The following is a 22,909-nucleotide window of genomic DNA, read 5'->3' as shown; positions in this document are numbered from 1 at the left end:
CGACATACCATCTTGCGTATGACGCAAGAGGACAGCGCTCTCGACGCCCTGGTTCGCAAGCGGATCAGGGGACTGCGTTCGGCCATGGGCTGGTCACTGGACGATCTGGCCACCCGCTGCTATCTGAGCCCGTCCACGCTGAGCCGGATCGAGACGGGGCATCGACGGATCAGTCTCGACCAGTTGAGCGCGATAGCGCGGGCCCTGGGGACCAGTCTGGATCAGCTGGTGGAGTCGACCGCCGACGATGACGTGATCATCCGGCCGCAGCATGACGCGGCGCGCGGGCTGACCACCTGGATGCTGAACCGGCAGCCCGGGGTGATCGTGGCCAAGCTGCGCCTCACCAAACCGGCCCCGACCAGCCCCGGGGCGCTCAAGGTCCATCCGGGCAGGGACTGGTTCACGGTCCTGTCCGGGGCCGTCACGCTCGTGTTGGGGGATCGGAGGATCGTCGTCGAGACCGGGCAGGCGGCTGAGTTCTCCACGATGATCCCCCACGCCTTCGGAGCGCACGGCGGGCCTGCCGAGGCCCTGGGCATCCTGGACCAGGACGGGCGCCGTACGCATCTGCGGTCGCTGTCGGAGGAGGGCGACCCCTGATCCCGGTCTGGGGCTCCGGGCGTTCCGTTACGTCCCCTCAGGCCGGGTTGGCGGCGGACTGGGCGCGGGACAGCGCCACGTCGAGTACGACCAGGAGCGCGTCGCGCACCGAACCCGTCTCGCGGGCGTCGAAGACGATCAGCGGAACGTGCTCGGAGATGTCCAGGGCCCAGCGGACCTCGTCCAGATCGTGCTGGACCTCGCCGTCGAAGGCGTTGATGGCGACGGCGAAGGGGATGTCCTTGTGCTCGAAGTAGTCGACCGCCGCGTAACAGTCGTCCAAGCGGCGGGTGTCCACGATCACCAGACCGCCGAGGGCGCCCTCGACCACGTCGTCCCACATGAAGCCGAAGCGGTCCTGGCCCGGCGTGCCGAACAGATACAGCTTCAGCTTCGGGTCGATCGTGATGACGCCGAAGTCCATGGCGACCGTGGTGGTGGTCTTGCCGGGGGTGTGGGTGAGGTCGTCCACGCCCGCCGCGACCTCCGTGATCAACGCCTCCGTGGTCAGCGGCCGGATCTCGGAGATCGCGCCCACCGCCGTGGTCTTGCCGACCCCGAAGCCACCGGCGATGACCAGCTTGACCGGCAGTGGCGGTTCTTCAACCGCTGTCGCGGAGTGAGCCCCGTGAGTCGGGGACGGCACGGAGACCATCGATAACCCTTCGCAGTACGGAGATGTCGTGGACGGTCCCGGCGTTCGGGACGTGGACCGCCAGATGTCCCGCGGCGCACAGGTCCTCCGCGAGGACCCGGACCACGTTGAGATGCAGATGCAGCCGGGCGGCCAGTTCCGCCACCGACTGGGGACGTCGGCAGGCGGCGACGATGTCGCGGCGTTCGAAGGCGAGCGACCGCAGGGCGGACAGCCCGTCCGGCGTCGCCACGATCTGGGTCTCGACCGGGAGTGGTGGCGCGGCGCCGCTCCCGGCCACCCGGCCCGCGGTCAGCAGGAACGGGCGGACGGCGGAGGCTCGGACGGCGGGCTCTGGCGGCTCCGTTGGCTCCTCGGACCCGGGCGGCTCCTCGACCCCGGGCGGCTCCTCGGACCCGGGCGGCCCTACGGACTCGGGCGGCTCCGGGGCGGCCCGGGCGTCGTCCTCCGCCTCCTGCCCGGTCCCCTCCCGCGCCGTCGTGTCGTGCGGTGCTGGCTCACCGGCGACCATCTCGACCCCCTCCTCCACGCGCCGCGCGCCTCGTCAGCCGACGGACCCGGCGCTCTTCTTCAGCTCCATGACGAGCTGCGGGGTGAGCGCGGTCCCGGCCCGGTTGGCGAAGAGGGTCATCTCGTAGGCGATGTTGCCCAGCTTCGCCTCCTTCGTGGTCACGACGCCGAGCACGGCACCGCAGCCGATGGACGACACCAGCACATGGCCGCCCTCGAGATCGATGATGACCTTGTTGAGGTCGCCGAGGCCGTAGTTGCCGGAGGCACCGGCGGCGAGGCTGGTGACGCCGGAGACGATCGCGGCGAGCCGCTCGGAGTCGGCCTGTTCCCGCAGTTGGGAGACGGCGATCAGCAGGCCGTCGGAGGACACCGCGATGGCGTCGACGACACCGGCGGTCTGGGTGGCGAATCGGTCCAGCAGCCAGGTGAAGTCGGCCGCGGCGGCTCGCAGATCGGTGGCTTCCCGCTCAGCGGTACCGCTCTTATCTGTCGGCGTGGTCACTGCCCGACTCCCTCCGGGGTCGCTGATGTGTCGATGGCATGGCTTCGGCCGGGGTGGCGGCGGCGCTGTCCCGCTCCGCCCTGCGTACGGCCGCCTCGAACTCGTCGAGTTCGGAGCGGACCGCGTCGGCGTCGGCGGGCCGACGCGTCGCCGGGATCGCCCGGTCGGCCGGTGAGGTGGTCTTGTCGAGCGTCGCGCCCCGGACGCGGCGGCGGAGGGGGCGCGAGCCGGGGGTGGTGGCCGGGGCGGCGTTCGGCTCGTTCGCGGCGGCCTTCCCGGCGTTCGGCTCGTTCGCCGCCTGCGTCTCCTTCGCGGTGCCGGCCGACTCCGCGTGCGTACGGGACGTCGCCGGGACGCGCCGCGGCAGACCCGACTCCGTCACCGGCGCCGCCGGGTGCCGCTCGGGCGCGGTGGCGGAGGACCCGGAGGGCCCGGAGGGCCGTACGGGCGGAGGCGTGCCGGCAGGCGCGGACGCGAGCTCCCGCCCGACCCCCGCAGCACCCTTACCCGAACCCGAAGCCGAGCCCGCAACCGAACCCGTAACCGTAGCCGACCCCGCAACCACCGGCTCCTCCCCCGCCCCCCGCGCCACCAGCAGCGCGGACGGCACCCACACACTGCCCGTGACCCCGCCGCCCGGCGTACGGCTCAGCGTGACCCGGATGCCCCAGCGCCGGGCGAGGCCGCCGACCACGAAGAGGCCGAGCACCTTGGTCGGTACGAGGTCGAGCCGCTCGCGGCGCACCAGGCGGGCGTTCTCCTCCGCCAGGCGCTCCGCGGCCAGGCCGAGTCCGTGGTCGATGACCTCGATCAGCGCGCCGCCGTCCGCCGTGACATCGGTGCCGGGCCGGACGACGACCTCGACGGGGGTGTCGGAGGGGGAGAACGAGACCGCGTTCTCCAGCAACTCCGCCAGCATCAGCGTGAGGTCGCCGGTGATGTCGGGCGCGACCGTGACCTCGGTCTCGGACCGCAGGGACACCCGCTGGTACCCCTCGATCTGGCCGAGCGCCGCGCGGATGACATCGGCCAGCGTCGTCGGCCGGGCGTCCAGCTCGGTCTCCCGGATTCCGGCGAGCAGCATCAGGCTGTCGGCGTTGCGCTGGAGGCGTACGGCGATGTGGTCGATGCGGTAGAGCCGCTCCAGGATGTCGGGGGAGGTCTCCTCGCGTTCGACGGCGTCGATCAGGGTGAGCTGGCGGGTGGTGAGGTTGCTGACCCGGCGGCCGACGTTGCCGAACATCTCGCCGACGTTGCGGCGGCTGAGCACCTGCCGCTCCAGCAGCGCCGCGGCGGTGACCTGCACCTGGTTGAACGCCTCGGCCAGAGCGCCGATCTCGTCGCGCACCGGGACCGGGATCGGCCGGGGCCGCAGCGGGGTGGTGTCGGTCGTGTCGTCGTCCTCGACCTTGGCGAGTTCCTCGTCCGCCACCTCGACCACCTGGTGGGCGGCGCCGGTGAGGGCCGCCAGGGGGCGTACGACGGAGCGCCGGACCAGGAAGGAGAACGTCAGCCAGGCGGCGAAGCCGAGGACGGCGAGGGCGAGCAGGGCCAGCGCCTTGTACAGGGCGACGTCGGAGGCATCGTCGGCCCGGTCGGCGATCTCGCCGATCAGCGAGCGGGCGATCTCGAGGCGGGCCTCGGCCTGCCGGTTGACCTGGGCCATCGCCGTGCGGAGCTGCCGCGGCGACTGGCTCTGGAGGGAGCTGGGGTCGATCTGGAGCTCGGCGAACCGGTCCTCGATGCCGCTCTCCTCGGCGTTCCGCTCGATGCCGTCGAGGCGCAGGACCTGGTCGGGGTCGGCGATCCTGGCGAAACGTTCCGACTGCTCCTCGTAGACCCGGTGGGCGCCGACCGCGCGGGTGTACTCGGTGAGGCCGTTGGCGTCCTGGGTCTGGGCGGAGAACACCCCGCCCTCGAACGCCGCATGGGCGGCGTCGGCGCGCATCACGGCGTCGACCAGCTCGATGACGGAGGACGAGGGGCTGTCGGAGAGGTGGTCGAGCCCGATGCCGTCGATGAGATAGCCGACGGCGGCGGCGTACGCGGGGTCGATACCGGCGGCGGGCACCGAGCCCCGTTCGACCTTGTCCCGCAGCACGCTCAGGCGCCGGACGTAGTCGAGGGCGCGGGCCTCGTCCTTCGGCAGGGCGGAGCCGAACGCCGAACGCACACCGGCGGCCCGCTCATCGGTGACCCGCTGCGCCCGGCGGTAGTCGGCGGTGGACGGGAGGGTGGCTCCGGGACGGGCAGACTCCTGCTGGACGGAGAGCAGGAGCGCCTCCCGGTGCTCGGTCTGTACGTCGTTGATCAGCCGGGCCACCTGGCCGCTGTCGCGCACCCGCTCGGCGATCCGGTTGGCGTCCATGGCCTGCCGCACCTCGCCGTTCACGGCGAGGCCGAGGAGCGCGCCGACGACCGTCAGCGGCACGATCACCAGGACGTTGAGCTTCCGCCGGAACGGCCAGCGGTCGAGGAGCGCGCCGAGGGCTTCCGTCTTACGACCCGACACCCAGGTCCTCCTTCGATGTGCTCCTGAGCGGTGACCGAGGTGTTGTTGCCGCCGATCGCCGACACCGGGAAACGGGACGTCGGCGCAGGCGATTCCGGCCGGAATGCGAGCGATGGAATCGCGCCACATGGGTGACCGGGCGTGAACACTACCGCCTGCGCGCACACGCGCAAGGCATGGCCTCCCAACGACCACGGAATGTCCACGGTTTGCTGGGTTTAGGCCATCTACGGTCATCTACGTATCCCCCAGCGCCCCGCCAACCGCCCAGTCGGTGGCCGGGAGGTGGCCACCCGGTGGTCACGGGGTGGAGACCGAGGGTGGCGCATGGGCTGGCTTGTTCACGACTGTGCCCGACGCGGCCGCGAGTGCCGAAGGGGGCTGCCCGACGCGGCGCCGCCACCCGTAACCTGTCTGCTCCCAGCCCCCGGCCCGCCCCCGGTCGACCCCCGAACCGCCCCCGGTCGACCCCGAACCACGCCCCGACCATTCCCGGCCCGAACTCTCCGTACCACTCCGTGCCCTGCGAGGAGACCCGTGCACCCCACCCGCAAGGCGGCCCTGACGGCCATCGCGCTGCTGGCCGTGGCCACCGCCGGCTGCGAGCCCGGCGCCGCCTCCACCACGACCCACCGGACCTCCGCGAAGCCCGGCTGCCCGACCGTCGTCTCCAGAGCGAAACAAGCCGTCAAGAAGGCCGAGGCCGTGGACGCCCCGTGGAAGGGTCCCACCACCGGGCCCGAGGCGGCCGGTCACGGCAAGAGCGTCGTCTTCATCGCCCATGACCTCTCCAACCCCGGTCCGGCCGGAGTCGCCCAGGGGGTGCGGGAAGCCGCGGCACTGCTGCGGTGGAGCGCCCGCACCCTCAACGGCCAGGGCACGCCGGAGGGTTACCGGTCCGCCTTCAAGAAGGCGCTCGCCCTCAAGCCGGACGGCATCGCGATCGCCGGTTTCGACCCCGGCAGCGTCTCCGACGAGATCAAGGAGGCCAAGGCGGCGGGCATTCCGGTGATCGGCTGGCACTCCGCCCCGACCCCGGGCCCGGACGGGAGCCCCGATCTGTTCACCAACGTCACCACCCGGGTCGAGGACGTCGCGAAGATCAGCGCCGACTGGATCATCGCCCGCTCGGGCGGCCGCGCGGGCGTGGTGCTGTTCACCGACGGCACGGTCCCCTTCGCGAAGCACAAGTCGGACCTGATCAAGAAGGAGCTCGCCACCTGCTCCGACGTCAAGCTGCTGAGCTACCGGAACATCCCGATACCCGAGGTCAACAAGCGCGCCATCGGGGAGGTCCGGTCCCTGCTCTCCCGCTTCGGCGACAAGTGGACGTACTCGGCCGCCATCAACGACCTGTACTTCCGGCACACCGCGGCCGCTCTGCGCGCCGCGGGCAAGGACGGCGCGGGCGCCCCGTTCAACATCGGCGCGGGGGACGGCGACCCGTCGGCCTTCGAGCGCGTCAACGGCGAGCGGTTCCAGGCGGCCACGGTGCCCGAGCCCCTCACCGAACAGGGCTGGCAGATCGCCGATGAGTTCAACCGCGCCTTCGCGGACAAGCCCGCCAGCGGGTACGTCCCCTCGGTGCACATCACCACCGCCGCCAACAGCGGTGGCGCGCTGTCGTGGGATTCCGAGGGCTATCGGCAGGCGTATCGCAAGATCTGGGGGAAGTAGGCGAAGGGGAGGGCCGGGGCCCCTGGAGGGAGCCCCGGCCTGGACGGACTCATGTCCTCCGGGACTCAGTCCTGGTGGACCTCGTTGCTGCCCGGACCGCCGGAGAGGGTGTCATTGCCCCGGCCGCCCCACAGCACGTCGTTGCCGCTGTTGCCGTACATCGTGTCGTCGCCGTCCTCGCCGTACAGCGTGTCGTCGTCCTGGTCGCCGTAGATGGCGTCAGCGCCCTTGCCGCCGCGCAGGATGTCCTTGCCGGTGCCCCCGCGCAGGACGTTGTCCTCGGAGCCACCGGTGATGGTGTCGTTCCCGGCGCCGCCCTGGCATTCCTGCGCGCAGTTGGTGATGGTGTCGTCGCCGTCGCCGCCGTAGGCGCCGAAGCCCATGACACCGCCGCCACCGTCGATCTTGTCGTTGCCGGCCTCGCCGTAGAACGTGGGCGCGGCACTGCCCTGGAGGACGTCATTACCGGCGCCGCCGTGAATTCCGGCGTAGGCCGAACCATCGGGGTCGATCTTCGCGGTGTCGTTCCCGTCACCGAGATCGACGTCGAAGTTGTCGGAGTCGTCGGAGTTCTGCGGGATTTCCACCGCGCACTGGGCGACGGTGTGATCGCTCGCGGTCGGGTAGGTGCACTCGTCCCAGTTCGCCGCCTCCGGATCAATGGTGATGTCACCCCGGTCGCGGAAGGTGAGGACGTAATAGGACTCGAATTCCCCACGGCTGACGATCTGTTCGGAGACCGTCAGATCGTTCTTCTGTCCCGCGGTGGCCTTGTACCAGAGTTCACCGTCCTCGTGGACGAGAGAGCCCGAGGTCGTCGGGGCCGCCTGGGCGGCGGGCGCCGCGAGCGCGGCTCCCCCCAGGGCGAGGGCGAGGGTGGCCGTAGCGGCCAGGGTCCGGTATCTGCGCATAGGGAAATGGCCCTTCGTGCGATCAGTGCCGATCGGGCCGGCGAAAAAACGCGGTTCCGCCACCTGGCGCCGGCGATCGGCTATTTGGTGTTTCCAATCGCCCCGGTAGACCTTGATGGATGGCAAGCGGTTGCTCCGGGAATCCCCTAGTTTCCGGGCGGTTTCCCGCAGTCGCAGGTCATCGCGTTTTTCGCCGGGCGTCGCACAAGGAATAGCGACATCGCCGTAACCGTCTTTTCCGGGCCGCTTAACCCCTCGTTCACCCGGCTGGCCGCGGCGGACGGCCACATCCGTCCGCCCGGGTCGGCACCGAGGTCATCGCACGGGAGGCGGCGCAGGGAAACTGATCCGGATTCCAGTAAACATTTCCTGGAGAACATCTCCGAAATCCGTGGAGTTCTGACGCACCCGCCTGTCAAGATCTTCCCTCATGCCTTCCCCGTTCACTCAGGAATATCAGGGATTCTCGTGCGGAAAATGAATGCGGCCGCCACCGTGGCCGTCGCGGTACTGGCTCTGGCGCTGACCGGCTGCGGCAAGGACGACGACAAGGGCGCCCAGTCGTCCAACTCCGACAAGACGGCGTCCGCCCAGAAGGCCGACGACGCGGAACGCGGCACCGCGTCCGCCACTCCCACCAGTGCGAGCCCCAGCCCGAGCCGTACGAAGCCCGCCAAGCGCCCCAGTGCAAGCCCGAGCAGCCCCCGGGCCACCCGCACCGCCGGCGGCACCGCCCCGGCCCCGCGCCATACGGCTCCGACAACGCGGGCCCCCTCGCCGACCAGCGCGGGCGCGCTGTCGAAGGTGCAGGGCACGTGGTACTCCACGGTGCGCGACCCGAACGGCAAGCCGCTCGTGATGACCGTCTCCGGCGGTTCCCTCAGCGTGGGGTACCAGGGCAAGTCCTGCCCCGGGACGATCAGCGCGAGCATGGCCGTCACCATGAGCTGCCAGGGCGAGACCATCTCCGGTGGCCACGCCGTGGTCAGCGGGGACGGCCAGAGCCTCACCATCAGCTGGCCGCAGGGCAACCCGGACCGCTACGTCCGCCCGTGAGCCGACGTTGGTCGATGCGGCCCGTCAGCGGGCGCGGGCGGTGTTGAGCCGGGCGGCCTGGCGGGTCAGGTAGTCGCGCTCGGCGAGGTTGGCCGCCTTGTGGGCCGCCTCCGCGTACAGCCGGGCCGCCGTCGCCAGGTCGCCGTCGCGCTCGTGGAGGTACGCCGCCACCGCCGCGTGGCGGGGCAGGGAGCCGTCCAGTTCCGCGAGCGCGGCCAGCCCGGCGCGCGGTCCGTCGGCCTCGCCGACGGCCACCGCGCGGTTGAGCCGGACGATCGGGCTGTCGGTCAGGCCCGCGAGCTCGTCGTACCACTCCACGATCTGCACCCAGTCGGTCTCCCCGGCCGTGGGCGCGTCCGCGTGGAGGGCCGCGATGGCGGCCTGGGCCTGGAACTCGCCCAGCCGGTCGCGGGCCAGCGCCGCTTGCAGGATCTCCACCCCCTCGGCGATCGACTTGGTGTCCCACCGGGAGCGGTCCTGCTCGGCGAGCGGCACCAGACCGCCGTCGGGCGCGGTCCGGGTGGCGCGCCGGGCGTGGTGGAGCAGCATCAGGGCGAGCAGCCCCGCCACCTCGGGGTGGTCGATCGCGGCCGCGAGCTGCCGGGTGAGCCGGATGGCCTCGGCGGCGAGGTCGACGTCGCCCGAGTAGCCCTCGTTGAAGACCAGGTACAGCACGCGCAGCACGGTGGCGACATCGCCGGGCTGGTCGAACCGCACACCCGAGACGGTGCGCTTGGCCCGGCTGATGCGCTGCGCCATGGTCGCCTCGGGCACCAGATACGCCTGGGCGATCTGGCGGGTGGTGAGGCCGCCGACCGCGCGCAGCGTGAGCGCGGCGGCGGACGACGGCGTCAGCGACGGATGGGCGCACAGGAAGTAGAGCTGGAGCGTGTCGTCCACCGAGGCCGCGGGACCGGGCGTCGGCTCCTCGTCGACGGTGTCCTCACGCCGGCGGCGGGCCGCCTCCGCCCGTCTCACGTCGAGGAACTTGCGCCAGGCCACGGTGACCAGCCAGCCCTTGGCATCACGCGGGGGGTCGGCCGGCCATACGCGGATCGCCTCGATGAGCGCGTCCTGCACGGCGTCCTCGGCCGCCGCGAAATCGGCTCCGCGGCGGACGAGGGCGCCGAGCACGCCCGGCGTGAGGCTCCTGATCAGGGCCTCGTCCATCTGCGTCACTTGAAGGTGCACTCCGTGGTGCTGGGCTCGGCGGCCAGGAACGGGCGCACCTCCAGCCACTCGTGGATCGGCTTCCCGTCCTTCCCCGGGGCGGCCGACAGCTCACCGGCCAGCTCGACGGCGCGCTCATGGCTGTCGACGTCGATCACCATCCAGCCCGCGATGAGGTCCTTGGTCTCCGCGAACGGACCGTCGGTGACGGGCGGACGCCCCTCACCGTCGTACCGCACCCACGCCCCCTCCGGGGCGAGCGCCTGACCGTCGACGAACTCGCCGGTCTTCTCCAGCCGGGCCGCGAAGTCGTTCATGAACTGCATGTGCGCCGAGATCTCCTCCGGCGTCCACTGGTCCATCGGCACGTTGTTCACCGGAGCCGGGGCGCCGCGGTAGTGCTTCAGCAGCAGGTACTTGGCCATCGTGGTTCTCCTTGATGCGGATGCGACCCATTGTGGTCGCGTTCACCCCAGGGACGGAGCCGGTCCCGCGTTCTCGACATCCCCGGCCGAAGATTTTTTCCGCTGCTCCTCGATCCGGTGCAGCACCGAGTCCAGATGCGCCTCGGAGGCCGCTCGGGCCGCCTCCGGGTCGCGGGCCTCGATCGCCCGCAGGATGGCCTGGTGCTCCTCGATCGTGGCCCGCCGACGGGCGGCGGACAGCGAGGTCTTGCGCCGCCCGGGCTCGCCGATCTCGTAGACCCGGTCCAGCAGCCGCAGCAGCAGCGGGTTGCGGGTGTACTGGGCGATGGCGCGGTGGAAGGTGCGGTCCAGGTCGGTGAACTCCTGCCGCGTGGGCTCCCGTCGCATCGCGTCCAGCAGGGCGTGCAGCTGGACGATGTCGGAGGGGGTGGCCCGGCGGGCGGCCCGGGCGGTCACCGAGGGCTCGATGCATGCGCGCACCTCCATGACCTGCAACAGCTCCCCCGTGGCGTCGAGCCCCGAGGCCAGGACGTCGCCGCGCGGAGTGGCCCCCGGGTCGAGCACGACGGTGCCGGAGCCGGGGCGTCGGGCGACCAGTCCGCGCGAGGCGAGGGCGCGCAGCGCCTCGCGGACCGAGCCCCGGGAGACGCCGAGGCTCTCCGCGAGCTCCCGCTCCGGGGGGACGCGGGAACCGGGCGCCAGCTCCCCGCTCAGGATCAGCCGCTCCAGGCCGACGGCCAGGGCGTCCGGCCTCGACAGGGTGGAGTGCCGCAGTTGCCGCCAGTCCATCTCCTGGCTTTCCTCCGCCTTCTTCAGCTTTCTTCAGCCTTCCGGCCCACTTCTTCGGCTTTCTTCAGCTTTCCGGTCCGGCCGGTGGTCCAGAGTCTCACACCCGGCGGGCGCCGTCCCGGCGTCCTCCGTACCTCAATTTGGTCCTACCAATGGACCAATCGCCATCGCTGCGCCATCCTGTCCGCACCGCAGCGCGCGCCCCCGACGTCCCCAGCAGTGAGGCATCCCGCCATGCGCCAGAGAACGAGCGGACCCAGCGACCGGCCCCCACCCACCCACCACCGACCGCGCGCCGCCGCCCTCGCCGCCCGGGTGCTGTGCCTGCTGGTGGCCGGCGCCACCGCCGGCTGCGCCTCCCTGGCCTCCCCCACGGCCGAGGTGGGCGCCGACCGGATGACCGACCCCCGGCCCGCCCGCGACGGCGGAACGCTCACCATCGCCCTCAAATCGGACCCGGACAAGCTGGATCCCACCCTGGCCAGCACCGCCGTGGGCCGGACCGTGTTCACCGCGATGTGCGAGAAGCTCTACGACGTCGACGCCGCGAACCGGATCGTGCCGCAGCTCGCCGCCGCCCCGCCCACGACGAGCGACGGGGGTCGCACCGTCACCATCAAGCTGCGGCGCGGCGTCCGGTTCGCCGACGGCACCCGCATGGACGCCGAGGCGGTCAAGACCTCCCTGGACCGGCACCGGACGCTGACCGGTTCCGTGCGCGCGAGCGAGCTGAAGCCCCTCACCTCGGTCCAGGCGGTCGGCGACGACACCGTACGGCTGCGGCTGACCAAGCCGTACGTCCCGCTGCTCGCCCTGCTCGCGGACCGCGCGGGCATGGTGATGTCCCCCACCGCGCTGAAGCGCTACGGCGAGGGCTTCGCGAGCCACCCCACCTGCGTCGGCCCGTTCCGCTACGCCGAGCGCGTGGTGGGCGACCGCATCGTGCTGGACAAGGACCCGAACTACTACGACGCCGACGCCGTCCATCTGCGGCGGGTGATCTACCGCACCATCACCGACGGCAACGTCCGGCTGGCGAACCTCCAGTCCGGCGACATCCAGGTGGGCGACCAGATGGACCCGGTCCAGGTGGGCAGGGCGCTCACCGAACCCGGGCTCCAGCTCTTCCACTCCCCCTCGCTGGGCTACTACGGCCTGACCCTCAACATCGGCAACACCAAGGGCGCCGGGGCGCCACCGGGCCGGATCGACACTCCGATCGCGCGGGACGTACGGGTGCGCGAGGCGTTCGACCTCTCCCTGGACCGCGACCTGATCAACACCATCGTCTTCCAGGGCCGCTACCGGCCCACCTGCGGTCCGCTCCCCTCCGGCACCCCGTACGCCACCGGATCCCAATGCCCGGCCCGCGACCTGGCCAGGGCCAAGCGGCTGCTCAGGGCCGCCGAGGTGACCACCCCGGTCCGGGTCCGGCTCCAGATCAGCACCACCCCGGAGGACAACCGGCTGGGCCAGGTCATCCAGGCCATGGCCAAGGAGGCGGGCTTCGCGGTGAGCCTGGCGCCCACCGAGTTCGCCACCGGCCTGGAGCACTCCCGCGCGGGCGACTTCCAGGCGGCGACCACCAACTGGTCGGGGCGGCTCGACCCGGCGGGCAACATCGACGTGTTCGCCGGCACCGGCGGCGCCCAGAACTACGGCGGGCTCTCCGACCCCGCCATCGACCGGCTGATCGCCGAGGGCGGCGCCACCGCGGCCGAGCCCGCCCGCAAGGAGATCTACGCCCGGCTCGTGGAGCGCGTCCGCGCCGCGCACACCGTGCTCTACCTGATCCAGCCCACGAACTACGTCTCCGTGACGAAGAAGGTCGCCGGGGTGAAGGTCTTCGGCGACGGGCTGATCCGGGTGAAGGACGCCGGATACGCGAAGGGAGGGAGCTGATGTCGTACCCGATCCGCCGTCTCGGCGAATCCCTGATCACGCTCTTCCTGGTCAGCGTCGTGGTCTTCGCCGGGGTACGGGCGCTGCCCGGCGACACCGCCACCGCGCTGGCCGGGGAGGAGCCCACGCCCGAGGCGATCGCCCAGATCCGCGAGAGCTACGGGCTCGACGACAACATCGTGGTGCAGTACGCGCGCTATGTGCGGCACGCCGCCACCGGCGACCTCGGGGTCTCCTCCCGCACCGGGCTGCCGGTCCTGGACTCGGTGATGGAGGCGCTGCCCGTCACCCTCGAACTGTCCGCGCTGGCGCTGCTGCTCGCGGTCGTGGTCGGCGTGGGCGCCGGGGTGGTGGCGGCGGTCCGGCGCGGCAGGCCCGAGGAGTGGCTGGTCAACGCGGTGGCGCTGCTGGGGCTTTCGGTGCCCGCCTTCTGGCTCGGCATCGTGCTGGTCCTCGCCTTCGCGATCGCCGTCCCGGTCTTCGCGGCCTCCGGTTTCGTGCCGTTCGGCGTGGACCCGATGGAGAACCTGCGCCATATGGTGCTCCCGGTGATCGTCCTCGGCTCCGGTCTGGCGGCGGTCGTGATGCGGCAGACGCGCGCGGCCATGCTGGGCTCGCTGTCCGCCGACTACGTGCGCACGGCGCGCGCCAAGGGGCTCTCCCGGCGCCAGGTGATCATGGGCCATGCCCTGCGGAACAGCCTGGTCACCGTGGTGACCGTGCTCGGGCTCCAGCTCGGGCACCTCATCTCGGGCGCGGTGGTCACCGAGCAGATCTTCGTCCTGCCGGGCTTCGGCAAGCTCACCATCGACGCGGTCTTCTCCCGCGACTACGCGATGGTGCAGGGCGTGGTGCTGTTCACCTCGACCGCCTACATCGTCGTCAACCTCCTGGTGGACCTGGCGTATTCGGTGATCGACCCCCGTATCCGACTCGGAGGTGCCCAGTGAGAATCCGGCTCGGAGGTGCCGAGTTGAGCATCGGCCTCGGAGGTGCCGAGTTGAGCATCGGCCTCGGAGGTGCCCAGTGAGCGCGGCCGCCACCGCCCTTCCCGTCGCCGAGGAGCGGGAGCGGGCCCCGCTCGCCCCGCTGTCCCGGCTGCGGCTGCTGACCCGTAACAAGCTGGCCCTCACCGGGGCCGTGGCCGCCGCGCTCCTGGTGCTGATCGCGCTGTGCGCACCGCTCATCGCGCCGTACGACCCGGCCCGGCCCGACTTCACCGCCGCCCTCCAGGAGCCGGGCTGGGCCCACTGGCTGGGCACCGACGACCTGGGCCGCGATCAGCTCTCCCGGGTCGTGTACGGGGTGCGGGCCTCGTTGCAGATCGGGCTGCTGGCGGTGGCGCTGGCGTTCGCGGCCGGGGTGCCGCTCGGGCTGATCGCGGGCTACTACGGGCGGTTCGCCGACTCGGTGGTCTCCCGGCTCACCGACACCCTGCTCGCCTTCCCCTTCCTGGTGCTGGCGGTGGGTCTGGCCACCATCCTCGGACCCTCCCTGCTGAACGCCACGATCGCGGTCGGCGTCTCGCAGATCCCGGCCGTCATCCGGATCACCCGGGCGGAGACGCTGCGGCTGAAACACCTCGACTACGTGGCGGCGGCCGTGGCCAACGGCGGCGGGGACGGCACCGTGCTCTTCCGCCATGTCCTCCCCGGCGCCCTGTCCGCGCTGACCGTCCAGGCCACCGTGGGCATCCCCACCGCGATCATCGGTGAGGCGCTGCTGAGCTTCCTCGGCCTCGGCGTCCAGCCGCCGTCCCCCTCGCTCGGGGTGATGCTCTCCAGCGCCCAGGCGTACATCGCCGCCGCGCCCTGGATGGCGGTCTTCCCGGGTCTCGCGATCATCGCCGCGACGCTCGCGTTCAATCTGCTCGGGGACGGGCTGCGCGACATCCTCGACCCCCAGGGAGACAGCCGATGACCACGTCCACCGCGCCGTCCACCGCGCCCCCCGCCCTGAGCGTGCGGGACCTGTCCGTGGTCTTCCGCACCCCGACCCGCGTGGTCCACGCGGTGGACGGGCTGTCGTACGACGTCGCCGCCGGTGAAGTGCTGGCCGTGGTCGGCGAGTCCGGCTGCGGCAAGTCCGTGACCTCCACCGCCGTGATGGGGCTGCTGCCGCCCACGGCGAGCGTCGGCGGCTCCATCCGGCTGGGCGGACGGGAGCTGGTGGGGGCGGACGAGAGCGAGCTGCGGGACGTCCGCGGCCGGGAACTCGCGATGATCTTCCAGGAGCCGATGACCTCGCTGAACCCCGTGCTCACCATCGGCCGCCAGGTCGGCGAGGTCCTCCGGCGCCATCAGGGGATCGGCCGCCGTGCGGCGCGCGAACGGGCCGTGGACCTGCTCGACCTCGTCGGCATCCCCGCCCCCGCCCAGCGGGCCCGCGACTACCCGCACCAGCTCAGCGGCGGAATGCGGCAGCGGGTGATGATCGCCATCGCGATCGCCTGCGACCCCGCCGTGCTCATCGCCGACGAGCCCACCACCGCGCTGGACGTCACCGTGCAGGCGGGCATCCTGGAGGTGCTGCAATCCCTGCGGGAGCGGCTCGGCACCGCGATCGTGCTGATCACCCACGATCTGGGCGTGGTCGCCGACATCGCCGACCGGGTGCTGGTGATGTACGCGGGCCGGGGCGTCGAACAGGCCCCGGTGGACGAGCTGTTCGGCACGCCCCGCCATCCGTACACCCGCGGGCTGCTCGGCGCGGTGCCGGTGCCGGGCCGACGGCGGGCGGAGGGCGAGCGGGGGCGGCTCCAGGAGATCCCCGGACTGGTGCCGAGCCTCACCGAACAGCCCGACCGCTGCACCTTCCAGCCCCGCTGCTCCTACGCCGACGAGCGGTGCGGGGAGCAGAGGCCCGCGCTGCGCGTGCTGCGGGCGCCGCGCGAGCGGGACGAGAGGCAGGAGGGGTACGAACGGTACGGGCATGGACGGCACGAGGCCGCATGCTGGTATCCGGTGCCGGTACACCCTGAACACCCTGAACACCCGCAATATGCCGAACGACCCGAACGGTCCGAACACCCTGAACGCCCCGAACGCCCTGAACGCCCTGAACGCCCTGAACAGGAGGCCGCCTCATGACCGCCGCCGTCGCGCCCGCGGAGGCGTCGCGGGATGAGGCCGTGCTCGACATCAGCGGCCTGGTCCGCCACTTCACCGGCCCCGCCGGCACCGTCAGGGCGGTCGACGGGGTCAGCCTCAGCATCGGCCGGGGCGAGATCGTCGGCCTGGTCGGGGAGTCCGGCAGCGGCAAGTCCACGGTGGGGCGGTGCGCCGTACGGCTCGACCGGCCGACCGCGGGCCAGGTGACGATCAACGGCCGCGATGTGACCCGGCTTTCGAAGCGGGCGCTGCGTCCGCTGCGCAAGGACTTCCACCTGGTCTTCCAGGACCCGTCCTCCTCGCTCGACCCGCGGATGACCGTGGGCGCCATCGTCGGCCAGCCGCTGCGGCTGCACCGCCTGGCCTCGGGCGACGCCCTGCGCGACCGGGTCGCCGCGCTGCTCGCCCAGGTGGGGCTGCGGCCCGAACTGGCGCGGCGGCGGCCCCATGAGCTCTCCGGCGGGCAGCGGCAGCGGGTGTCCATCGCCCGCGCGCTGTCGGTCGACCCCCAGCTGCTGGTGGCCGACGAGCCGACGTCGGCGCTGGACGTCTCCGTCCAGGCTTCCGTGCTCAATCTGCTGGTGGACCTCCAGCGGGAGCGGCGGTTCGGCTGTCTGTTCATCACCCATGACCTGGCCGCCGTCGAGTACCTCGCCGACCGGATCGCCGTGATGTATCTGGGGCAGCTGGTGGAACAGGCCCCGGCCGCCGAGCTGTTCGCCGACCCCAAGCATCCGTACACCCAGGCCCTGCTGTCCGCGGCCCCGGTGCCGAACCCGGCCGCGCAGCGGTCGCGCGCCCGGATCGTGCTCAGCGGGGAGCTGCCCAGCCCGCTGGATCCGCCGAGCGGCTGCCGCTTCCACACCCGCTGTCCGCTCGCCGTCGACCGCTGCCGCACCGAGCCGCCCGTGCTGCGGCGGCTCATGGAGAGCGGTGGCCGCCGCCAGGTCTCGTGCCATCTGGTGGCGGACGACGGCACCGCGCCCGACGCCGCTGTCCCCTGAGAACCGTGTGACCTGCCCGCACCCGCACCCGCGCCCGCACCCGCACCCGCACCCGCACGAGACCAGGAGCCTGCCGACATGTTCACCACCCGGCCCACCCTTCAGGGCACCCATGGCATGGTGTCCTCCACCCACTGGCTGGCCTCGCAGTCCGCCATGGCCGTCCTGGAGGACGGCGGCAACGCCTTCGACGCGGCCGTGGCCGCCGGGTTCGTCCTGCATGTGGTCGAACCGCATCTGAACGGGCCCGCCGGTGAGGTGCCGATCATCCTCGCCCCGGCGGGCGGCGAACCCACCGTGCTGTGCGGCCAGGGCCCGGCCCCCGCCGGGGCCACCATCGACCACTACACCGCGCTCGGCCTCGACCTCGTCCCGGGCACCGGACCGCTCGCGGCGGCGGTGCCCGGTGCGTTCGACGCCTGGATGGTGCTGCTGCGCGACCACGGTACGAAGCGGCTCGCCGAGGTGCTGCGGTACGCGATCGGCTACGCCGAGCACGGCCATCCGGCGGTCGAGCGCGTCGGGGAGACGGTCGAGACGGTGCGGGAGCTGTTCGAGACCGAGTGGACCACCTCGGCCGAGCTGTATCTGCCGGACGGGAAGTCCCCCGCCGCCGGGCGGTTGCTCACCAACCCCGCGCTGGCCGCCACCTGGCGGCGGCTGGTCACCGAGGCGGAGGGGGCGGGGCCGGGGCGCGAGACCCAGATCGAGGCGGCCCGCCGGGTCTGGCGCGAGGGCTTCATCGCGGAGGAGCTGGCGGACGCGGCGGCCCGGCCCGCGATGGACTCGTCCGGGCACCGCAACGCCGGGACCATGACCGGGGACGACCTGGCCGCCTTCGAGGCCACGTACGAGCCGCCGGTCCGCCACTTCTGGAACGGCTGGACCGTGTGCAAGGCCGGACCCTGGAGCCAGGGGCCGGTGCTGCTCCAGCAACTCGCCCTGCTGCCGTACGGGCTGAGCGAGGCCGACCTGGGCACGCCCGACTTCCTGCACCTCCTGATCGAGGGCGGCAAGCTGGCCATGGCCGACCGCGAGGCGTGGTACGGGGACGCCGCCGACGTGCCGCTGACGGACCTGCTCTCGCGTCCGTACAACGACGAGCGGCGGGCGCTGATCGGCGAATGGGCCTCGTACGAGCTGCGCCCCGGGCATCCCGGGGGCCGTACGCCACGGCTGAGCAAGCAGGCGCTGGCCGCGGTGGCCCGCGCCGCGTCCGGGGCGGACGGACCGGCCGCCGGGCCGGGCGGCGGCGAGCCGACGGTCGGCGGAGGGGACCTGGGCCTGGGTCTCGGTGGCCCGGCCACCGGCTCAGCGGGCACGGCCGATCCCGCCGTCGACCGGGACGGAGTGACCCGGGGCGACACCTGCCACCTCGACGTGGTGGACCGCTGGGGCAACATGGTCGCGGCCACGCCCAGCGGCGGCTGGTTGCAGTCCAACCCCGTCATCCCCGCGCTGGGTTTCCCGCTCGGCACCCGGCTCCAGATGACCTGGCTGGACCCCGGCCTGCCCAACTCCCTCACCCCCGGCCGCCGTCCCCGCACCACGCTCACCCCCTCGCTCGCGCTGCGCGGCGACACCCCCGTCATGGCCTTCGGCACACCCGGCGGCGACCAGCAGGACCAGTGGAGCACCCACTTCTTCCTCGGCGTCGCGCTGCGGGCGCCGGTGCGTTCCGGCCTTGATCTACAGGGCGCCATCGACGCCCCCAACTGGCACCAGGAGTCCTTCCCCGGCTCCTTCCACCCCCGGGCGATGACGGCGGGCCGGGTGGTCGTCGAGTCCCGCCTCGGCGAGCCCGCCGTCGCGGAACTCCGGCGCCGCGGCCACGACGTCGTGGTCGGCGAACCCTGGTCGGAGGGCCGCCTGTGCGCAGTCGCCCGCGACCCGGAAACGGGCGTCCTGCTTGGCGCCGCCAACCCGCGCGGGGCGCAGGGCTACGCGGTGGGGCGCTGACCGCCGGGGGCGGCGGCGTGCGCGCCAGGTGGTACGCCTGCGGCGGGCTGTTCCCCTACCCGCCCCTTCCCACAACTGGGGCTCCGCCCCAGACCCCGGCCGGTGCACTGATCGCGGTGACGGTCGGCTCGCATATCGGTCGTGCGGCCCGCCGCCCAGCCATCCGCCACCCAGCCGCCCCGCCCGCCACCAGCCCGCCGGTGCAGGTACTCACGGCGACGACGGCCAACCCGTCGCCCCCGGGGCCCGGGGCGGAGCCCCAGTTGCGGGAAGGGGCGGGTAGGGGAAACACCCTCCGGGTGCGGTGTCCGCGCTAGCGGGCGTACCCGGTGGGGTCGGCGGATCGTAGCTTCTCGGCTCGCTTCTGCGGGTCGTAGCCGGGGCCGACGCCGTCGGCCAGGATCACATCGCCCTCGATGTGGTCGGTGCGCAGCGCCAGGATGTCCTGGTAGGCGGGCGACGCGTACCACTCGCGGGCGTCCGCCATCCCGCCCGGGAACTCGATCAGCACCACACTGCCCGGCCACTCCCCCTCGACCACCTCCAGCGTGTCGCCGTGGACGAGGAACCGGCCGTGGAAGGGGTCGAGGGTGGCCTGGATCCGCTCCAGGTACTCGATGACGTCGGGGTGCGGGCTGCGGCCGTGCAGATGCGCGAGCGCGTATGCGGCGGGCATGGCTCCTCCAAGTGCTCCAGGCGGATCGGCGGACACGGATCAGCCTGCCGCGCACCGCCGGGAGCGTCGATTACCCGTGAGGTCATCGGCGCTGAGGCCATCGCCGCTGACGTCATCGCCGCTGACGTCATCGCCGCTGACGCCATGGCCGCTGAGGTCATGGCCGCGGCCCCGGGCCTCAGTCGAAGATGCCCAGGTCTTCCCGCATGATCCGGCGCATCGCCGACAGCCGGGGCTCGGCCTCCTTCAGCTCCAGCAGCGCGCCCGCCGCCGTCTCGCCGTCGTACTGGAGACCGCGATCAATCCGTTTGGCCATCGCGTCGATCCCGGCGAGCACCGTGTTGAGGTCGCGGGACGCGTCCAGGACCCGTTCGGGGACGACCATCTGCGCCTCGGCGTAACGGTCCCGGTAGTCGCGGCGGGCCTCTTCCAGCCGTACGCGGTCCTCGTCCGCGTACACGTCGTCGCGGATCCGGTGCAGCGCGTCCTTGAGCAGGGTGTGGAACTGCCGGGAGGCGCGGTTCATCGCGGTGTAGGCGGCCCGGCGCTCCTCGAAGCGGCGCCGCCGGTCCTCGGTGAGGGCGTCCTCGCTCCGCTGACGTGCCGTCATGCGCTGCTGGAGGAGGGGCGCGAAGAGGGTGCCGAGGATGCCGACGACGGCGGTGATCATGGCGGCTATGACGGTGGACACCGGGCGAGCCTAGCCGCGCCCGCTTCCGGTGGTCTCCGCCGTTCCACAGGTTTTCCACAGGCGGGGTCGGGCCCTTTCCGAAACCCAGGCGATCAGAACTAATGTGCTGTTTCATGCACACCCCGCCCTCCGACATGCACACCCCGCCCTCCGATATGCGCACCGACCGCGCCGACCGCGCCGATGACGTTCTCGCCCTCGCCCGGCTGGCCACCAGGCGTGGGGCGGTACGGGAGATGCTCGGCTGGCTGGCCCGGCGGACCGGGGGTCCGGCCGTGCTGGTCGGGGACACGGGGCGGGTGCTGGCCGGGCCGGGTGGGGAGCACGACCCGGCGGTGGCGCGGCTCGCCGTCGACGCCACCGCCGACGCCACTGTCGAGCTGCATCGGCGCGGGGCGGCCTCCGCCGTGCTGGGCGGGGGCGAGGGGCCCCCGGTGCATCTGATCGCGCTCGACACCGGCCCCAGGACGTATCTCGCCGTCGTCGGGCCGGACGATCCGCACTGCGGGACGCTGCTCGCCGACGCCGCCCGCACCCTCGCCCTGTGCTGGCGGCTGGAGCAGTCCGAGCGGGCGCGGCGGCGGATCGAGTCGGCCGAGGAGTACAGCCGGGAGGCGGTGCTGCATCTGCTGATGGTGGGCAGCGTGCCCGCCGCGCAGCGGATCGCCGGGGCGCTGCGACCGGCGCTGCCCGCGATGGTGCAGATGTACGTCATCGAGTGCCCGCACGCGCGGCGGCGCGAGATCGCCCGGCGGATCGACCACGAGGCCGGGGGCGGGGCGTGGATCGTGCCGTGTCCGGTGCGCCCGAACCATGTGCTCGCGCTCGTACCGCCCGAGCCGGGCGCGGGCGTGGGCGCGGGCGTGGGCGTGGGCGCGGCGGCGGTGGGCGGTGATCCGCCGCGCGGCGGCCCGGCGCCGCTGGACCTGCTGATCGTCCGGCTGGTGCCCGAATGCCGGGTCGGAGTGAGCGCGGCGGTCGCGCTGCGGGACACGCCGACCGCGTACGAGCAGGCAATCCACGCGCTGGCGGTGGCCCGTAACGCGCCCGAGCGCCGCGCGGGGTTCGGCGGCGACGTGGATGTGACCGTCCTGGCGGGCCCGGAGGGCTATGTGTGGGCGAGCGAGCTCCTGGCGCCCTGTCTGCGGTACGCACCGGCCCGCCGCGCCGACCCGGGCCCGCAGGAGCTGCTGGGCACGCTCGGGTCGTGGCTCAGCTTCGGCGGGGCGGCCAGCCGCCATCTGAAGATCCACCGCAATACGCTCGCGGCGCGGATGCGCCATCTGGACGAGCTGCTGGGCGTGGAGGTCAGCCGCAGTCTGGCCGCGCAGTCGGCGGCGTGGCTGGCGCTGCGGCTGCACACCGCGCCCCAGGCCGCGGCGGCCCGCGCCCAGGCCCCGCCGGGGCACACCGCCACGCTGGACGCGGTGCTGGGCACCCCCGCCGCCGGGACCTGGGCCCGGGCCCAGCTGCGTCCCCTGGAGCAGGCCGGTCCGACGGCCGGTCTGGAGACCATACGCACCTGGCTGCGCGCCGACGCCCGCCTCCCCGCCGCGGCCACCGCCCTCGGCATCTCCCTCCCGGGCGCCCGCAAGCGCCTGACCAGGGCGGAGGACGCCCTGGGCCGCTCCCTGCTGACCGCGCCGAGCGCGAAGTACGAACTATGGCTCGCGATGCGGGCTCTGGGCTCGCTCTGAGACGGGGCGACCGCGCACGGGGTCACCCTCAGGCGCGCTCACCGTTCGCCGTCATACTCACTGTTCACCGGAGCGCTCACCGTTCGAAGGGGAACCGCCCGGTGCGCTCACTGTGCACATCGTTCCTCGCCGCGGGCGGGGTGGGCGCCTATCGTCCTGGACGAGCCACGACGGGCCGCGCCGGGCCCCGCCCCTCGCGAGGGCCGAGGGCCGAGTGCGCGCTTCCCCACCCGCACGGCACCGCACCCGGCCAACCCGCCGGGCCCATGAGCCGGGGCCGGCCGCCGCGCGACGACGGGGGTGTCGCGCGCGGCCCGCCCCTGTCCCCCGTGTCCAAGGGATCAGCCGAGGACTTCGATCGCGCAGCGCGCCATGGTGCAGCGGCTCAGTCGGGCGTCACCGGTGATCAGCGGAGCCCGGTACACCTCCGCCGCCGCGATGTACGCCGCGTCGTAGCCCGTGACCTGCCCCCGCAGCTCCCACATGCGCATCAGGAGCGGCTGGATGGCGATCGCCTCGATCGACGCCCCGGTCAGCGCGGCCACGGCGTCCTCGGCGCGGGCTTGGGTGATCTTCCCTCCGAGGAGTCGGCCGCGTACCGCGTGGAAGGTCTCGACGACGAGATGCCCGGGCGCGGCCCAATGCGGGTCCTGGGCGAGGCGCGCACGGGCCGCCTTCCCGGCGGCGGCGTCCCCGGTGAGTGCTTCGGTGAGGACGCTCGCGTCCACGATGATCACGCGGTCGTCCCCGGTTCCCCCAGTGAGGGGCGGGGTCCGGCGGCGCGTGCCGCGCGGTCGGCGTCGAGCTCATGCACGGTCTCGCCCATGGAGGTCTCGGCGCCGTCCGATCGGCCCTCGAACCGCTGCAACAGCGCGACGTTGCCCGCCCGCTCGGCCTCGTTCTTGACCAGGTCCAGCAGATACCCCTGGAGGGACTGGCCCAGCTGTCTCGCCCGTTCGGCCAGTATGTCGCGCACCTCGTCCGGCACATCCCGAATCTGTAGAGCCACCATGCATGCATTTTCCATGCACGGCGGCCTCGCAGGCAAGGCGGTTCA

General features: G+C 72.7%; 22 protein-coding genes. 10 read left to right on the top strand and 12 right to left on the bottom strand.

Annotated elements, in window-relative coordinates:
* Window positions 1-18: 18 nt before the first annotated feature.
* On the top strand, window positions 19-603 hold the full coding sequence (locus tag ABD329_RS19865) for a helix-turn-helix domain-containing protein (protein ID WP_198281237.1): 585 nt from the start codon (window positions 19-21) through the stop codon (window positions 601-603).
* A 37-nt stretch (window positions 604-640) separates the two neighbouring features.
* On the opposite strand, the gene ABD329_RS19860 is transcribed toward ABD329_RS19865, so the two are convergent.
* The 4 genes from ABD329_RS19860 to ABD329_RS19845 all read right to left on the bottom strand — a co-directional run bounded on the left by ABD329_RS19860 (window position 641) and on the right by ABD329_RS19845 (window position 4,785).
* Window positions 641-1,258, bottom strand: a complete 618-nt coding sequence (locus ABD329_RS19860; RefSeq protein WP_164428548.1) for a GTP-binding protein — start codon at window positions 1,256-1,258, stop codon at window positions 641-643.
* Complete coding sequence (locus ABD329_RS19855; protein ID WP_233361397.1) at window positions 1,206-1,556, bottom strand: DUF742 domain-containing protein; 351 nt, start codon at window positions 1,554-1,556, stop codon at window positions 1,206-1,208. Before ABD329_RS19855 ends, ABD329_RS19860 begins: the two co-directional genes overlap by 53 nt.
* Before the next feature lie 246 nt (window positions 1,557-1,802).
* Window positions 1,803-2,273 (bottom strand): roadblock/LC7 domain-containing protein, encoded by a 471-nt coding sequence (locus ABD329_RS19850; RefSeq protein ID WP_020868862.1) that lies wholly within the window; start codon window positions 2,271-2,273, stop codon window positions 1,803-1,805.
* Window positions 2,254-4,785 (bottom strand): ATP-binding protein, encoded by a 2,532-nt coding sequence (locus ABD329_RS19845; RefSeq protein ID WP_344316697.1) that lies wholly within the window; start codon window positions 4,783-4,785, stop codon window positions 2,254-2,256. The genes ABD329_RS19850 and ABD329_RS19845 overlap by 20 nt, the downstream gene beginning before the upstream one ends.
* Before the next feature lie 537 nt (window positions 4,786-5,322).
* Here ABD329_RS19845 and ABD329_RS19840 point away from each other — a divergent pair.
* Window positions 5,323-6,462: a substrate-binding domain-containing protein gene (locus ABD329_RS19840; protein WP_198281037.1), complete on the top strand. Its 1,140-nt coding sequence runs from the start codon at window positions 5,323-5,325 to the stop codon at window positions 6,460-6,462.
* A gap of 65 nt (window positions 6,463-6,527) precedes the next feature.
* Here the strand turns inward: ABD329_RS19840 and ABD329_RS19835 are convergent, their stop codons facing one another.
* Window positions 6,528-7,373 carry a calcium-binding protein gene (locus ABD329_RS19835; protein WP_198281038.1) on the bottom strand — a complete coding sequence of 282 codons (846 nt, stop codon included), beginning with the start codon at window positions 7,371-7,373 and terminating at the stop codon, window positions 6,528-6,530.
* A 468-nt stretch (window positions 7,374-7,841) separates the two neighbouring features.
* Here ABD329_RS19835 and ABD329_RS19830 point away from each other — a divergent pair, with 468 nt between their 5' ends.
* Window positions 7,842-8,429, top strand: coding sequence for a hypothetical protein (locus tag ABD329_RS19830; protein WP_198281039.1), 588 nt, complete (start codon window positions 7,842-7,844; stop codon window positions 8,427-8,429).
* A 24-nt stretch (window positions 8,430-8,453) separates the two neighbouring features.
* Here the strand turns inward: ABD329_RS19830 and ABD329_RS19825 are convergent, their stop codons facing one another.
* The 3 genes from ABD329_RS19825 to ABD329_RS19815 are packed head-to-tail and all read right to left on the bottom strand — an operon-like array spanning window position 8,454 to window position 10,813.
* Window positions 8,454-9,599 carry an RNA polymerase sigma factor gene (locus ABD329_RS19825; RefSeq protein WP_198281042.1) on the bottom strand — a complete coding sequence of 382 codons (1,146 nt, stop codon included), beginning with the start codon at window positions 9,597-9,599 and terminating at the stop codon, window positions 8,454-8,456.
* A gap of 5 nt (window positions 9,600-9,604) precedes the next feature.
* Complete coding sequence (locus ABD329_RS19820; protein WP_198281040.1) at window positions 9,605-10,024, bottom strand: YciI family protein; 420 nt, start codon at window positions 10,022-10,024, stop codon at window positions 9,605-9,607.
* Window positions 10,025-10,066: 42 nt separating this feature from the next.
* The gene (locus ABD329_RS19815; protein WP_198281041.1) at window positions 10,067-10,813 is read right to left on the bottom strand and encodes a FadR/GntR family transcriptional regulator; all 747 of its coding nucleotides are present in this window, start codon (window positions 10,811-10,813) and stop codon (window positions 10,067-10,069) included.
* A 234-nt stretch (window positions 10,814-11,047) separates the two neighbouring features.
* On the opposite strand from ABD329_RS19815, the gene ABD329_RS19810 reads away from it, so the two are divergent.
* From ABD329_RS19810 to ABD329_RS19785, 6 genes are all read left to right on the top strand, one after another.
* Window positions 11,048-12,715, top strand: coding sequence for an ABC transporter substrate-binding protein (locus tag ABD329_RS19810; RefSeq protein ID WP_344316696.1), 1,668 nt, complete (start codon window positions 11,048-11,050; stop codon window positions 12,713-12,715).
* A complete protein-coding gene (locus ABD329_RS19805) occupies window positions 12,715-13,665 on the top strand; it encodes an ABC transporter permease (RefSeq protein WP_198280642.1) in 951 nt (316 codons plus the stop codon). Before ABD329_RS19810 ends, ABD329_RS19805 begins: the two co-directional genes overlap by 1 nt.
* A 148-nt stretch (window positions 13,666-13,813) precedes the next feature.
* Complete coding sequence (locus ABD329_RS19800) at window positions 13,814-14,635, top strand: ABC transporter permease (RefSeq protein ID WP_425574354.1); 822 nt, start codon at window positions 13,814-13,816, stop codon at window positions 14,633-14,635.
* Window positions 14,632-15,804, top strand: coding sequence for an ABC transporter ATP-binding protein (locus ABD329_RS19795; protein WP_198280641.1), 1,173 nt, complete (start codon window positions 14,632-14,634; stop codon window positions 15,802-15,804). The genes ABD329_RS19800 and ABD329_RS19795 overlap by 4 nt, the downstream gene beginning before the upstream one ends.
* A complete protein-coding gene (locus ABD329_RS19790; RefSeq protein WP_198280640.1) occupies window positions 15,801-16,829 on the top strand; it encodes an ABC transporter ATP-binding protein in 1,029 nt (342 codons plus the stop codon). The genes ABD329_RS19795 and ABD329_RS19790 overlap by 4 nt, the downstream gene beginning before the upstream one ends.
* A gap of 78 nt (window positions 16,830-16,907) precedes the next feature.
* Window positions 16,908-18,788: a gamma-glutamyltransferase family protein gene (locus tag ABD329_RS19785; RefSeq protein WP_344316695.1), complete on the top strand. Its 1,881-nt coding sequence runs from the start codon at window positions 16,908-16,910 to the stop codon at window positions 18,786-18,788.
* A gap of 313 nt (window positions 18,789-19,101) precedes the next feature.
* Here the strand turns inward: ABD329_RS19785 and ABD329_RS19780 are convergent, their stop codons facing one another.
* Window positions 19,102-19,464, bottom strand: coding sequence for a DUF1330 domain-containing protein (locus ABD329_RS19780; protein WP_198282383.1), 363 nt, complete (start codon window positions 19,462-19,464; stop codon window positions 19,102-19,104).
* Between the two features lie 178 nt (window positions 19,465-19,642).
* Window positions 19,643-20,155, bottom strand: coding sequence for a hypothetical protein (locus tag ABD329_RS19775; RefSeq protein ID WP_309142991.1), 513 nt, complete (start codon window positions 20,153-20,155; stop codon window positions 19,643-19,645).
* 113 nt (window positions 20,156-20,268) lie between these two features.
* Here ABD329_RS19775 and ABD329_RS19770 point away from each other — a divergent pair, with 113 nt between their 5' ends.
* The gene (locus ABD329_RS19770; protein WP_344316694.1) at window positions 20,269-21,852 is read left to right on the top strand and encodes a helix-turn-helix domain-containing protein; all 1,584 of its coding nucleotides are present in this window, start codon (window positions 20,269-20,271) and stop codon (window positions 21,850-21,852) included.
* A gap of 341 nt (window positions 21,853-22,193) precedes the next feature.
* Here ABD329_RS19770 and ABD329_RS19765 read toward each other — a convergent pair whose 3' ends face one another.
* Together ABD329_RS19765 and ABD329_RS19760 are read right to left on the bottom strand one after the other, a co-directional pair.
* Complete coding sequence (locus ABD329_RS19765; RefSeq protein WP_198280318.1) at window positions 22,194-22,589, bottom strand: type II toxin-antitoxin system VapC family toxin; 396 nt, start codon at window positions 22,587-22,589, stop codon at window positions 22,194-22,196.
* Window positions 22,586-22,864 (bottom strand): hypothetical protein, encoded by a 279-nt coding sequence (locus tag ABD329_RS19760; RefSeq protein WP_246618916.1) that lies wholly within the window; start codon window positions 22,862-22,864, stop codon window positions 22,586-22,588. The genes ABD329_RS19765 and ABD329_RS19760 overlap by 4 nt, the downstream gene beginning before the upstream one ends.
* Window positions 22,865-22,909 lie beyond the last annotated feature (45 nt).

It is taken from the genome of Streptomyces javensis, assembly GCF_039525925.1.
Taxonomy (GTDB): Bacteria; Actinomycetota; Actinomycetes; order Streptomycetales; family Streptomycetaceae; genus Streptomyces; species Streptomyces asiaticus.
This window is presented reverse-complemented; position numbering and strand designations above follow the sequence as displayed.

Bases quoted from the DNA above. Each gene is read 5' to 3' on its own strand.
- ABD329_RS19860 (WP_164428548.1), bottom strand. From the start codon at position 1,258: ATGGTCTCCGTGCCGTCCCCGACTCACGGGGCTCACTCCGCGACAGCG.
- ABD329_RS19825 (WP_198281042.1), bottom strand. From the start codon at position 9,599: ATGGACGAGGCCCTGATCAGGAGCCTCACGCCGGGCGTGCTCGGCGCC.
- ABD329_RS19805 (WP_198280642.1), top strand. From the start codon at position 12,715: ATGTCGTACCCGATCCGCCGTCTCGGCGAATCCCTGATCACGCTCTTC.
- ABD329_RS19820 (WP_198281040.1), bottom strand. From the start codon at position 10,024: ATGGCCAAGTACCTGCTGCTGAAGCACTACCGCGGCGCCCCGGCTCCG.
- ABD329_RS19810 (WP_344316696.1), top strand. From the start codon at position 11,048: ATGCGCCAGAGAACGAGCGGACCCAGCGACCGGCCCCCACCCACCCAC.
- ABD329_RS19835 (WP_198281038.1), bottom strand. From the start codon at position 7,373: ATGCGCAGATACCGGACCCTGGCCGCTACGGCCACCCTCGCCCTCGCC.
- ABD329_RS19780 (WP_198282383.1), bottom strand. From the start codon at position 19,464: ATGCCCGCCGCATACGCGCTCGCGCATCTGCACGGCCGCAGCCCGCAC.
- ABD329_RS19785 (WP_344316695.1), top strand. From the start codon at position 16,908: ATGTTCACCACCCGGCCCACCCTTCAGGGCACCCATGGCATGGTGTCC.
- ABD329_RS19865 (WP_198281237.1), top strand. From the start codon at position 19: ATGACGCAAGAGGACAGCGCTCTCGACGCCCTGGTTCGCAAGCGGATC.
- ABD329_RS19795 (WP_198280641.1), top strand. From the start codon at position 14,632: ATGACCACGTCCACCGCGCCGTCCACCGCGCCCCCCGCCCTGAGCGTG.
- ABD329_RS19760 (WP_246618916.1), bottom strand. From the start codon at position 22,864: ATGGTGGCTCTACAGATTCGGGATGTGCCGGACGAGGTGCGCGACATA.
- ABD329_RS19770 (WP_344316694.1), top strand. From the start codon at position 20,269: ATGCACACCCCGCCCTCCGACATGCACACCCCGCCCTCCGATATGCGC.
- ABD329_RS19815 (WP_198281041.1), bottom strand. From the start codon at position 10,813: ATGGACTGGCGGCAACTGCGGCACTCCACCCTGTCGAGGCCGGACGCC.
- ABD329_RS19790 (WP_198280640.1), top strand. From the start codon at position 15,801: ATGACCGCCGCCGTCGCGCCCGCGGAGGCGTCGCGGGATGAGGCCGTG.